At 57.8% G+C, this 11,817-nt stretch carries 12 protein-coding genes; 4 read left to right on the top strand and 8 right to left on the bottom strand.

The features are described from left to right. Nucleotides 1-43: 43 nt before the first annotated feature. The 5 genes from SPHFLASMR4Y_RS13795 to SPHFLASMR4Y_RS17385 form a co-directional block, all read right to left on the bottom strand. Nucleotides 44-739 carry an aspartate/glutamate racemase family protein gene (locus tag SPHFLASMR4Y_RS13795; RefSeq protein ID WP_089134056.1) on the bottom strand — a complete coding sequence of 232 codons (696 nt, stop codon included), beginning with the start codon at nt 737-739 and terminating at the stop codon, nt 44-46. A 37-nt stretch (nt 740-776) separates the two neighbouring features. Beyond that, nucleotides 777-2,219, bottom strand: coding sequence for an NAD(P)(+) transhydrogenase (Re/Si-specific) subunit beta (locus SPHFLASMR4Y_RS13790; RefSeq protein WP_409928915.1), 1,443 nt, complete (start codon nt 2,217-2,219; stop codon nt 777-779). A gap of 80 nt (nt 2,220-2,299) precedes the next feature. Then, a complete protein-coding gene (locus tag SPHFLASMR4Y_RS13785) occupies nt 2,300-2,596 on the bottom strand; it encodes an NAD(P) transhydrogenase subunit alpha (RefSeq protein ID WP_066743604.1) in 297 nt (98 codons plus the stop codon). A gap of 10 nt (nt 2,597-2,606) precedes the next feature. Further along, nucleotides 2,607-3,737 (bottom strand): Re/Si-specific NAD(P)(+) transhydrogenase subunit alpha, encoded by a 1,131-nt coding sequence (locus SPHFLASMR4Y_RS13780; protein WP_089134055.1) that lies wholly within the window; start codon nt 3,735-3,737, stop codon nt 2,607-2,609. A 16-nt stretch (nt 3,738-3,753) separates the two neighbouring features. Further along, complete coding sequence (locus tag SPHFLASMR4Y_RS17385) at nt 3,754-3,819, bottom strand: hypothetical protein (RefSeq protein ID WP_260807160.1); 66 nt, start codon at nt 3,817-3,819, stop codon at nt 3,754-3,756. Nucleotides 3,820-4,043: 224 nt separating this feature from the next. Between SPHFLASMR4Y_RS17385 and SPHFLASMR4Y_RS13770 the strand changes: the two genes are divergently transcribed. Then, nucleotides 4,044-5,471 carry a sigma-54-dependent transcriptional regulator gene (locus SPHFLASMR4Y_RS13770; RefSeq protein WP_089134053.1) on the top strand — a complete coding sequence of 476 codons (1,428 nt, stop codon included), beginning with the start codon at nt 4,044-4,046 and terminating at the stop codon, nt 5,469-5,471. A 138-nt stretch (nt 5,472-5,609) separates the two neighbouring features. Then, entirely contained in the window at nt 5,610-6,206 is a 597-nt protein-coding gene (locus tag SPHFLASMR4Y_RS13765) for a hypothetical protein (protein WP_089134052.1), read from the top strand. An 18-nt stretch (nt 6,207-6,224) separates the two neighbouring features. Here SPHFLASMR4Y_RS13765 and SPHFLASMR4Y_RS13760 read toward each other — a convergent pair whose 3' ends face one another. Next, the gene (locus SPHFLASMR4Y_RS13760; RefSeq protein WP_089134051.1) at nt 6,225-7,616 is read right to left on the bottom strand and encodes a DEAD/DEAH box helicase; all 1,392 of its coding nucleotides are present in this window, start codon (nt 7,614-7,616) and stop codon (nt 6,225-6,227) included. Nucleotides 7,617-7,724: 108 nt separating this feature from the next. Next, nucleotides 7,725-8,228, bottom strand: coding sequence for a hypothetical protein (locus tag SPHFLASMR4Y_RS13755; protein ID WP_145955546.1), 504 nt, complete (start codon nt 8,226-8,228; stop codon nt 7,725-7,727). A 151-nt stretch (nt 8,229-8,379) separates the two neighbouring features. Between SPHFLASMR4Y_RS13755 and SPHFLASMR4Y_RS13750 the strand changes: the two genes are divergently transcribed. Continuing rightward, entirely contained in the window at nt 8,380-9,828 is a 1,449-nt protein-coding gene (locus SPHFLASMR4Y_RS13750; RefSeq protein ID WP_089134049.1) for an FAD-binding oxidoreductase, read from the top strand. 50 nt (nt 9,829-9,878) lie between these two features. Continuing rightward, a complete protein-coding gene (locus SPHFLASMR4Y_RS13745; RefSeq protein ID WP_089134048.1) occupies nt 9,879-10,664 on the top strand; it encodes a SapC family protein in 786 nt (261 codons plus the stop codon). Nucleotides 10,665-10,887: 223 nt separating this feature from the next. Here the strand turns inward: SPHFLASMR4Y_RS13745 and SPHFLASMR4Y_RS13740 are convergent, their stop codons facing one another. Beyond that, nucleotides 10,888-11,775 (bottom strand): N-formylglutamate amidohydrolase, encoded by an 888-nt coding sequence (locus SPHFLASMR4Y_RS13740; protein WP_089134047.1) that lies wholly within the window; start codon nt 11,773-11,775, stop codon nt 10,888-10,890. Between the last annotated feature and the right edge of the window lie 42 nt (nt 11,776-11,817).

Here is an 11,817-nt window from a genome sequence, read left to right as displayed (position 1 = left end):
CAAGAGCATTGACACCAATGTCAGTAATTCGGGGAGAGCAGGGTCAGCCCTCGGCGAGAATCCATTCGATCGCCGCATCGGCGTGGATTTCAGTGCTGTCATAGATCGGCAGGATATTCGCCTTGGTATCGACGATCAGATCCAGCTCGGTACAGCCCAGCACAATCGCCTCGATATCCTGCTTGGCGATATTGGTGATATAGGTCTTCATCGTCCGTTCGGAATCGCGCTTGGCCTGGTTGAACATCAGTTCTTCGTAGATGATCCGGTCAATCTCCTCGACCCGCTCCTCGTCCGGCGGTGACAGGGAAATGCCCTTGGCGACCAGCCGCTTGCGGTAGAAGCCCTCGGTCATCACGTTGCGCGTGCCGATCAATGTGGCCGACTTGATCCCGTCGGCAACCATCCTGTCGCCCACACAATCGGCGATATGCAGCATCGGAACGCCCACTTCGGGTTGTACCTGGTCATAGATTTTGTGCATCGCGTTGGAACAGATCAATATCGCCGTGGCGCCGCTATGCTCCAGCCTTTTCGCCGAACGGGTCATCAGTCCCGCCGCCGCATCCCAGTCATCGTCCGACTGCAACCGCGCATAATCGCTGAAATTGACGCTTTCGATCAACATATGCGGACTCGCAAAGCCGCCGAGGCGGCTTTGCACGTTCCGGTTGATCCGCGTGTAGTAGCTGGCTGTCGACACCCAGCTCATCCCGCCAATCAGGCCAATTTTACGCATTAATGTTACATTCCCTGAAAAAATCCGTAACCGGCGTCTAGAGCGCCTTTACAATTTCTTCGCACATTTTTTTCGCGTCGGAAAGTAACATCATGGTCTGGTCCATATAAAAGACCTCGTTATCGACGCCGGCATAGCCGACACCGCCCATCGAGCGCTTGACGAAAAAGATCGTCTTGGCCTTGTCGACATCGAACACCGGCATGCCGTAAATCGGCGATCCCTTGTCGGTTTTCGCTGCCGGGTTGACCACGTCATTGGCGCCGATGATGAAGGCCACATCGGCCTGAGCAAATTCGCTGTTGATATCTTCCAGCTCGAACACCTCGTCATAAGGCACATTGGCCTCGGCGAGCAGCACGTTCATGTGGCCCGGCATACGACCAGCCACCGGGTGGATCGCATATTTGACGCCGACGCCCTGCTCCTTCAGCATGTCGCCCATTTCGCGCAACGCGTGCTGCGCCTGCGCCACGGCCATGCCATAGCCGGGGATGATGATCACATTCTCGGCCTGTTTCATCATATAGGCGGCATCCTCGGCCGATCCGCGTTTCCACGGACGGTCGATCTTCGCCGCGCCTTCGCTCGGACCGCTGTCGGCACCAAAGCCGCCGGCAATCACGCTGATGAAGCTGCGATTCATCGCCTTGCACATGATGTAGGACAGGATCGCACCGGACGAACCGACCAGCGCGCCGGTGATGATCATCGCCGTATTGCCGAGGGTAAAGCCCATCGCTGCGGCGGCCCAGCCGGAATAGCTGTTCAGCATCGAGACCACGACCGGCATGTCCGCACCGCCAATCGGAATGATCAGCAGGAAGCCGATCAGGAAGCTGAGCCCCACGATGGTCCAGAATATCGCGCCCGTACCGACGGTTGGAGCAATGGCGAAATAAGCGGTCAGTCCGATAATCGCGGCCAGCACGCCGAGATTGATGACGTGGCGCATCGGCAACATGATCGGCGCACCCGACATATTGCCGTTGAGCTTCAGGAAGGCGATAACCGAACCGGAGAAGGTGATCGCACCAATGGCGACACCAAGGCCGAGTTCGACGCGGCTGACGGTCAAAATTTCACCAGTCGCATCCAGGATGTTGAAGGCACCGGGATTGAGATAGGCGGCAATACCGACCAGAACCGCCGCCAGACCGACGAGGCTATGGAAGGCCGCCACCAGTTGCGGCATATCGGTCATCGCGATGCGGCGGGCGATCACAAAGCCGATCACGCCACCAATGGCGATCGCGCCGGCAATTTCCGGCAGGCTGGCAATGCTATGGGTCCACAGGGTGGTGACCACGGCAATCAGCATGCCGACCATGCCGAAACGGTTGCCCGCCCGGCTGGTTTCCGGCGAGGACAGACCGCGCAACGCGAGAATGAACAGGACGCCCGCGATCAGATAGGCCGCGGCAACCCATGGATTGACCGGCTCGCCGGTTGCGGCGAGTGCGGGCGATGCAGCGAACATCGTCATCCCGGCGAAGGCCGGGATCCAACCCGCTATCGATGCGATACGGCGACCCGTTTTGTTGCTCAAGGAAGCACCCATTATTTGCGCTCCTTTTTCTTGTACATTGCGAGCATGCGCTCGGTCACGGCAAAGCCGCCAAAAATATTCACGCTCGCCAGCACGACACCAACCAGACCCAGCCATTTGGCGGTCTGTCCGCCATCCGCCTGCGATCCCGCCGCCGCCGCAATCAGCGCGCCGACAATGATCACGGAAGAGATCGCATTGGTCACTGCCATCAGCGGCGTATGCAAGGCCGGCGTCACCGACCAGACCACATAATAGCCGACAAAACAGGCCATCACGAAAATCGAAAGTATTGAAATAAAGTCCATTGCTAACCCCCTAGTTCGCCAGAAGGCGCTCGTTTACGACCTTGCCATCCTTGGTAAGCCGTATGCCAATTGTCACCTCGTCATCATCGGGCAGAACCGGCCGTTTCGCCTCTTCGTCCCAATAGGCGCTGAGGAAATTATAGAGATTGCGGGCAAACAGCGCCGAGCTGTCCGCCGCCATCATCGCCGGGATATTCTGCGCGCCTACAATCTTGACGCCATGTTTCTCGACCGTCTTGCCGGCGACAGCACCCTCGACATTGCCGCCCTGTTCAGCGGCCAGATCGACGATCACGCTGCCGTTGCGCATCGTTGCAATCTGCGCGTCCGAGATCAGCCGCGGTGCGGCCCGGCCCGGGATCAGCGCGGTGGTGATCACGATATCCTGCTTGGCGATATGGCTGGACACCAGTTCGGCCTGCGCCTTCTGATATTCCTCGCTCATTTCGGTGGCATAGCCGCCGCTGCCTTCGCCCTCGATGCCTTCAACAGATTCCACAAAGATCGGTTTCGCGCCGAGCGACTGGATCTGCTCCTTGGTGGCGCTGCGCACGTCGGTCGCGCTGACCTGTGCGCCGAGACGCCGCGCGGTTGCAATCGCCTGCAATCCGGCAACGCCAACCCCCATGACGAAGCAGCGTGCGGCCGAAACCGTGCCCGCGGCAGTCATCATCATCGGAAAGGCGCGGCCATATTCATTGGCCGCCAGAATGACCGATTTATAACCCGACAGATTGGATTGTGACGACAGGATATCCATCGACTGCGCGCGGGTGATCCGCGGCATGAATTCCATCGCCAGCGCATCAATGCCCAGCTTGGCATAGGCATCGACCCGCTCGCGCTCGCCGAAGGGATTGAGACTGGCCACCAGCCAGGCGCCCTTTTTCATGCCCTTGAGCGATTGCGGGTCCGGCCCCTGAACCGCCAGAACAATGTCGGCATCCTTCAGCGTGGCAGCCCGGGTGGCAATGCTTGCACCCACGGCTTCATAATCGGCATCGGCAACCGAGGCAGATTCACCTGCCCCTTTTTCCACGGTCATGGAGGCACCCAAAGCGATAAATTTCTTGACCGTTTCTGGCGACGCGCTGACGCGCGTCTCGCCGTCGGCGAGTTCCTTTAAAACCGCGATTTTCACTAAATTTTCCAATCAGTTAGGATATAAGAATAACCACCAATACCGTCACGATGACAGTTATTATCGTTCCGACCTTCAGCATCGAAAGAAAGCCGGAATATGTTTCCTCGGCCGGTCCCAAATTATTATCTGATGTCATGATGTCCCCATTTCTCGTTCTTAACTGGCGCGAGGTGTAACCCTATATTAGCGACTGCTCAAGCCCAACCCACCGTCATTTTGGATAGATTATTTGTCCCGCCTTTAATCGGCTCTTTACCGGTTGCCGCTATAAAAATGCTTCATTGTGGGACAATCGGGAAAAAAATGGCACATAACGGCACAAAATTACTGCTGCTTATCGATGATGAGCCGGCGCAATGCCGGTTGATTTCGGCACTGGCATCGCGCGCGGGGTTTCGCACGATCTTTGCCCGCGACGCGGAAACCGCGATCGCGACGCTGGGCACGCAGGACGGGATGATGCTGGATGCCATCATTCTTGATCATTGGGTGCCCGGTTCCGAAGCCACCGATTTGATCACCGAACTGAAGGCCCGCCGTCCCGCCCTGCCGATTCTGATGCTGACCGCGGTCGGTTCCATCGCCGAGGCCGTCGACGCGGTCCGCGCCGGCGCCACCGACTATCTGATCAAGCCGGTCGCGCCCGAACGCATGCTCAAGGCGCTTGATGCTGCCGTCAGATCCTCGCGTGAAGATGGCGAACTGCGTCCACTCAGCGAAAAAATCTCGGTGCCGCTCGAATTTGAGGAAATTGTCGGGGCTGCTCCCGCTTTCCGCGCCGCTCTGGCGATCGCCGCAAAAGCTGCCCGCGCCCGGGTGCCGGTGCTGATCGAAGGCGAAGGCGGGGTCGGCAAGGAAGTTATTGCCGATGCCATTCACGCCGCCAGCCCGCGCGCAAAAATGCCGATGTTGAAGCTGAATTGTGGCGCAATTACCGGAAATCTGCTCGATTCGATTCTTTTCGGTCATGAAAAGGGCGCTTTTACCGGGGCTTTTGACCGCAAGATCGGACTGCTCCAGCAAGCCGAGGGCGGCACGATTTTCCTCGACGAGGTCGACCGGATACCACCGGAAACCCAGGTCCGCCTGCTGCGTTTCCTGAAACATTCCGATATCCAGCCGCTCGGCAGCCCGAACAGCTTCCAGCTCGACGTGCGGGTCATTGCCGCGACCAACCGCAAGCTGGAACGGGAAGTCGAGAAGGATAATTTCCGCGAAGATCTCTTTTACCAGATGAATGTGGTCCAGTTGACCATTCCGCCATTGCGCGACCGGACCGGCGACATTCCCGCGCTGGCACGGCATTTTCTGGCCCGTCTCGCGCATCAGCCCGGCCTGCGCAGCCTGGGCATTACCGACGAGGCGCTGAACCTTTTGCGCAGCTATCGCTGGCCCGGCAATGTCCGCCAGTTGCAGAGCGTGCTGTTTCGCGCTGCGGTCATGTGCGACCATAATGCCTTGAGCTGCGAGGAATTTCCGCAGATCGCCTCCTTTGTCGCGGAATCGGGAGATAGCGAGCCACATCTATCGAACAGCCCCGAAGGCATTGGCATCACCCTCTATTCCGAAGACGGCAATTTGCGGCCGCTGGAAGACATAGAAGCCGATGTGATCCGTCTCGCGATTGGCCATTATCGCGGCAGGATGACCGAAGTGGCCCGGCGCCTGGGCATCGGACGATCGACCCTTTATCGCAAGCTCGCCGATCTGGGCATTGATAACGCTGCATAATTTCCCGTTTACCTGTTAGAATTTGACATTTTCGGCCATTTTCCAACAGCCGGCGGGGCGTGCCGGAATACCGGGCAATTCCAACATCGCCATTGATGTTTCGCGCTGCTGCTCTTAAGTCTGGCTGATATGAAAAACATGCTTCCAAATCTTCCATTTGGTGCCGCCCTGACGCTGGCACTGCTCCTTTCGGCCTGCGGAAAACAGGAAGCGGTCGGCGACGTTCCGTCGAGCGAGGAACTGGCGCGACAGGCGGACGCCGCCAGCCAGGCGATCCGTGACGAAGCGGCTGCGGTGGAAGGCGATGGCGCGGAAGCCGCCGTCGATCTGGCCAGCTTGGAAAGCTATACCAACACCTTGCGCGGCTACACGATCATGGTGCCCAGTGGCTGGACCGTGGATGAATCCGCCAGCGATGACAACGGCCGGCTGTTCACCGACACGGCAAGCGGCGCAAAACTGTCGGTTAGCTGGGTTGAAAATCGTGAAGATGCGGCCTGGAGCAAGGCGGTTGAAACCGTTGAAGACGGCAATGAAGCCATGCAAGGCGAAGCCGTTGGCCCGAATGAATATCGCGCTTCCGGAATATTGACCAATGGCCTGAAATCGGGCCAGCGGCTGCTCCGCAAACCCGATGGCACAATGGTGCAGGCAGAGGTCAGCTATGCTGCCGATCAGGCCAAGTCGACAGACCCGCTGGCTTCAGCGATTCTGGACAGCCTGACGCTGCAATAACGTCAGGCTGGCGACCGGTTAGCGGTTGAGCCTGGCTTCCAGAAAGCTCGGCATCGGGCCATTCCAGCCGTCATCAATGTCACTGCTGTCCTGAACCACAGGCGGTTTTTCCTCCTGGACCTTGACGGATCGTTCCGGCTTTTTCCGGCCTTCGTCCTGCCGTGGCTTTTTCGGCCGATCGTCCTGCCGCGCATTTTTCGCAGCCCCGTCACGCCGTGGCCCTTTCGCCTTAGCAGGCTTTGCCTGCTCGGGCTCGCCAACGGTTTTCTCGGCTGGCTTGCTGCCCGTCGCGGCCTTGCGTTCCTTGCGGACCGCGATTTTCATGCCGGTCAGCTTTTCGATACTCTCGACATGCTCGGCATCGCTGCGGGTGATGAAAGTGATCGCAACACCGGTAGCACCAGCGCGGCCGGTGCGGCCAATCCGGTGAATATAGTCATCCGGATGCCAGGGGATATCATAGTTGATAACATGGCTCACACCCTTGATATCCAGCCCCCGGGCGGCAACGTCGGACGCACACAATATGTTGATTTCACCGGACTTGAACCGGTCCAGCTCGGCGAGACGCGAGCTCTGGTCCATGTCGCCGTGAATCTGCCCGGCGTCAAAACCATCCTTGCGCAGGCTCTGGCACAAATCCCGCACTTCGGTCTTGCGATTGCAGAATATGATAGCGGTCTCGACGCCTTCATTGTCGAGAATGTCGACGAGCAGCTTGCGCTTGGCCTTGGGCGCGACCTCAATCAATGACTGATCAATCGAAGTGTTGGCCGTGGCCGGACGCGACACTTCAATATATTTCGGATTGCTCAGAAACTGGTCGGACAGCCGCTTGATCGGTGGCGGCATGGTCGCCGAAAACAGCATCGTCTGGCGGGTTGCCGGCAGTTTTGAGCAGATGGATTCGATATCGGGAATGAAGCCCATGTCGAGCATCCGGTCCGCTTCGTCGATCACCAGCAATTCGCAGCCCGACATCAAGATCCGTCCGCGATCGAACAGATCCATCAGACGTCCCGGAGTCGCAATCAGAACATCGACGCCTTTTTCCAGCGCCTTGATCTGGTCGCCCATCGACACACCGCCGATCAGCAGAGCCATGCTGAGATTATGGTTCTTGCCATATTTCTCGAAATTCTCGGCGACCTGAGCGGCCAGTTCGCGGGTCGGCTCGAGGATCAGCGACCGTGGCATCCGCGCTCGCGAGCGGCCATGCGCCAGTATGTCGATCATAGGCAGCACGAAACTCGCGGTTTTGCCGGTGCCGGTCTGGGCAATGCCGATGATATCTTTCATCATCAGGACGGAGGGGATGGCTTGCGCCTGAATTGGCGTCGGTTCGTCATAGCCAGCTTCGGCTACGGATTTCAGCAGTTCTTCAGACAGGCCGATATCGGCAAATTTCATAGTGGTTCCGGAAAAATATAGGATGCAACCTTGCACCCTGTCTTAGCCTCTCGGGCTGTGCCGGGCAATGATCGCATATCCGGGATTTGTCAAGTTTTCTCGCTTGGTCTAGCGTTCCGGGACCAGTTCGCGGAAGCGGTCAATCTCGCATTTCGCCCCGGTTCGCGAGTGGAGGATATCGCGGCCGGTGCAAATTTTGCCGTCATCCGTTTTCTCGACATAGAAGCCCGAATAGAAGCTGCGAGCCTGGCACTTATCCTCCAGCTCCGCCCGGATTCTCTTGCGGTCTTTGGTAATCAGATCGAGATGACGGTCCGCAAACATCTGCACGCCGAGAATATTGTTCATCGGCAGGCATTTGCCAATTTTCTTTTCCCGATAGGACTTTTTGACTGTCTCGCGGGAAAAATCCGCCATCGGGGCAAGCGGCGCGGGCCGACGGCGAGGAACGCGAATGATCACCCGCTTCTCGATTCGGACTTGCGCATAGTGCAGCGGCCGCTCCGGGACATGGGTCATGGCTGCGTCTGCCGGCGGCATATCAACCGACCGCATCTCGCGCACATCCGGCACAGAGAGCAGCAATATCGCTGTAAGTGACAGACTCACCATAATCCCTTAACTAACCTTAGCTTGCCTATACCAGCAGTGATTGAATATTGCATGAACTGAGAATTTGCCATCTATCGTCATTTCGGTACATCTCCCGTCCCGCTAACATTCTGATGGCGGACAGGTGGCACGACCGCGAAGGAGCTTGAATATGCCAGAAAGTGCAGATTGGCTGAAGCAAATGCAGGCGGCAGTCAGGGAAAAGGGATTCACCAGCGCAGGTGAAGACATGGCGCCGTGGCTCACCGACTGGCGTGGTCGATACACCGGTGCGGCGCTGGCCATGGTCTCTCCCGCCAATACGGAAGAAACGGCAGAAATACTCAGAATTGCCAACGAAAATGCTGTCGCCGTCGTGCCGCAGGGCGGCAATAGCGGGATGGTCGGCGGGGCGACACCTGACAGCGGCGGCCAGTCGATCCTCCTGTCTATGCGCCGCATGAACCAGATCCGCACGATAGCCTCCCAGGACCAGCAGGTGGTTTGCGAGGCCGGCGTGATTCTCCAGAATCTGCACGAGGCGCTGGCGGCGGAAGGTCAAAGATTTCCACTGACCCTCGGCGGCAAAGGCTCGGCCACGGTCGGGGGCCTGATTTCGACCAATGCCGGAGGCACCCAGGTGCTCCGCCACGGAACCATGCGCTCGCTGGTTAGCGGCATCGAAGCGGTATTACCCGATGGCAGCATCTTTGACGGGCTCGCTGCGCTCAAGAAAGACAATCGCGGCTATGATCTGAAACATCTGTTCATTGGCGGGGAAGGCTCGTTGGGCGTCGTCACCGCCGCGACGCTCAAAACCGTCCCCGCTCTGGTAGATCGCTGCGTCTCCTGGGCTGCGGTCGACAGCACAGACGCTGCCTATCAGATGTTCCGTTTCCTCAACAAACGAACGCCCCAATCTCTGGAAGGGTTCGAAATCATACCCGAATCCTGCCTGGATTCGGTACTGCGTCACATTCCCGGCACCCGCTCGCCACTCCAGGGGAGCCATCGCTGGCACGTCCTGATCGAAATCGTGCGCGATCAACCCGATGCGCAGGACCCCAGGTCCGTCACCGAGCATCTGCTGGCTGAGGCAATGGAACAGAATCTGGTGGAAGACGCAACAATCGCGGCCAGCGAGCAACAAGCGGAAGATTTCTGGAAAATCCGCGATTCGATTTCCGAAGCCGAACGCGCCAGCGGCCCGGCCCTGCAGCATGACATCAGCGTACCGGTTCCAGGCATGGCCCGGTTCATCAAGGAGGCATCGCCGGTCATTGAAGACCGGTTTCCCGGCACGAAAGTGGCTGCATTCGGCCATATGGGGGACGGTAACGTCCACTTCCACGTCAAGGCACCGCCGGGCGTAGAAGCCCAGGAGTGGATGCGCGACTATGCCACCCGGATAACACCTCTGGTCCATGATCTCGTCATCGCCGCGGGCGGATCCATTTCGGCTGAACATGGAATTGGGCAGAATAAGCGCGCGGAACTGGAGCGCCTTTCATCCGATGCGCGCCTCTCCATGCTGCGTGCGATAAAAACCGCGATAGATCCGAAGAACATTATGAACCCAGGGAAACTCGTTCCCCTTGCGTCCAGTCAGTCAGGCTCTTAAAGCGCAAGACAACTATTCGGTTTCAACAGTAATTTTCGGAGAATATAACTATGGCGAGCACGCCGCAAGCACAGGCCCTACCAATGTTCTACAAGGACTTGGTTCCACTGAATTCTAATGAGCATAGCAATTGGAAAGTCAAAGGGCTCGACAACGCATCCTTCATGCAGTCGCAGCACGCCATTCCGATCACCACAGATGAATTCATCAATGCGGCGCGCAACTATCCGATTGTATTTTCCGCCGGCAATAACAGCGTGCCATTGATTCTCATGGGACTGAACGAAGGCGTCAACACGTTCATGAATGACGAGGGTCAGTTCAGCGAACCGGCTTATGTTCCGGCCTATGTCCGCCGCTACCCGTTCATGCTCGCGAAACTGCGCCCGGAAGCAGAAGAGCTGTCGCTATGCTTCGACCCGACCACCGACGCCATTGGCGATTACAAGGAAGGCGATGCGCTTTTCGAAAATGATCAGCCCAGCGAAACCACCAAGAATATCCTGAACTTTTGCGAACAGTTCGAGCAGGCTGGCCAGCGGACCGGTCAGTTCGTGCAGGAACTGGACAAGATGGGATTGCTGATGGACGGCGAGGTCTCCATTCAGCAGACCGGCGTCGAAAAACCATTTGTCTATCGCGGCTTCAAGATGGTCGACGAAGAGAAACTGCGCGATATGCGCGGCGATGAGCTCCGCAAGATCAACCAGAACGGAATGTTGCCGCTGATCTACGCCCACCTCTTTTCGTTGCAGGTGATGCGCGAAGTATTTGCGAAACAGGTTGCTGCCGGCAAGATGCCGCAGGTTACCGAAGCCCCTTCCGTACAGGCTTAATCACGCGAGCCGGCCTGCTTCGTCCCCTTGGCCGAAGCAGGCCATGGCCTTTGCTATTTTTCCGCTTCGGGGTCTTGTAACTCGGAACAACTGGGCCCACATTGAGATTGCATCGGTTCGCATCCCCCGATCGAATCGGTGCCGGCATTCCTTCGGAATGCCACCTCCCTGAACCTTGGCCACCTCGCCGAACCGGCGAGGTGGTTTTTTTATGGGAAATCCCTCATTCCGCAGCTTCGAGTTGGTCCTGACCGGAGATTTGCTCGGCCAGCATTTTACAGCAATCACCGATCAGCTCGGCAATAGTGTCGGCCGCCGCGACGGGCTCACGCATATTTTGATCGAGATAGAGAGAGCGATCCACTTCCAGCTGGAAGGCATGGATATTGCGCGAGGGATTGCCGTGCCGCTCCAATATATAGCTCCCCGGATAGGGATGATTGGTCTGGACGAAATGGCCATATCTGCGGAAATGGCCTGCGGCCAGTTCGACATAACGCGATTCGCAGCTGCGACCGAAACGATCACCGAGGACAAAATCGATTTTGTTGCGGTTCTCGTCGAAAATCGACGGCATGCTGTGCAGGTCGAGAAGAAGCGCGCAGCCGAAAACCGAGCGGATTTTGTCGAGCAGATGTGCCACCATCACATGATAAGGCTCGTGATCTCGCTCGATCCGGTCAATGACATGCTGATGTGACCATTTTTTCTGCCACAGATCGCCTGCCCCGTGCAGTCTGCGCGGCAGCAGGCCCAGGCCACCCCTTACCTTTCTGCTCAACTGGCCTGTCTGCGCCGAATCCATCCCGATTACCATGTCCGGATCGATTTCGGTCCGGCTGCGATTGAGGTCGATCCACGCTCTCGGCTTTCGGGCGATGATTGACGGAAAGCCGCCGGCGATGGCCAATGCCGCCAGCCGGTCCGAATAACGATCTTCCAGCCGCAGCAGATGAGAGGCAGGGACGTTCAGATTGTCGATCAGAGCCGGCGGATATTCCCGGCCCGAGTGAGGTACGCTGACCAACACCGGAAAGCGAAGCGTCTCAACGTTGGACAGGGAGTAGACCGGCAGCGGGACCACCGGCTCACTAGCAACCGGGTTAGCCATTTTCTTTCCCCGAAAAATCAGGCTTCAATGCCAAAATAGTCT

This window comes from Sphingorhabdus sp. SMR4y, from assembly GCF_002218195.1.
In the GTDB taxonomy this organism is placed as follows: Bacteria; Pseudomonadota; Alphaproteobacteria; order Sphingomonadales; family Sphingomonadaceae; genus Parasphingorhabdus.
The sequence above is the reverse complement of the archived record's forward strand: the minus strand, read 5'-3'. Positions and strand labels throughout refer to the sequence as shown.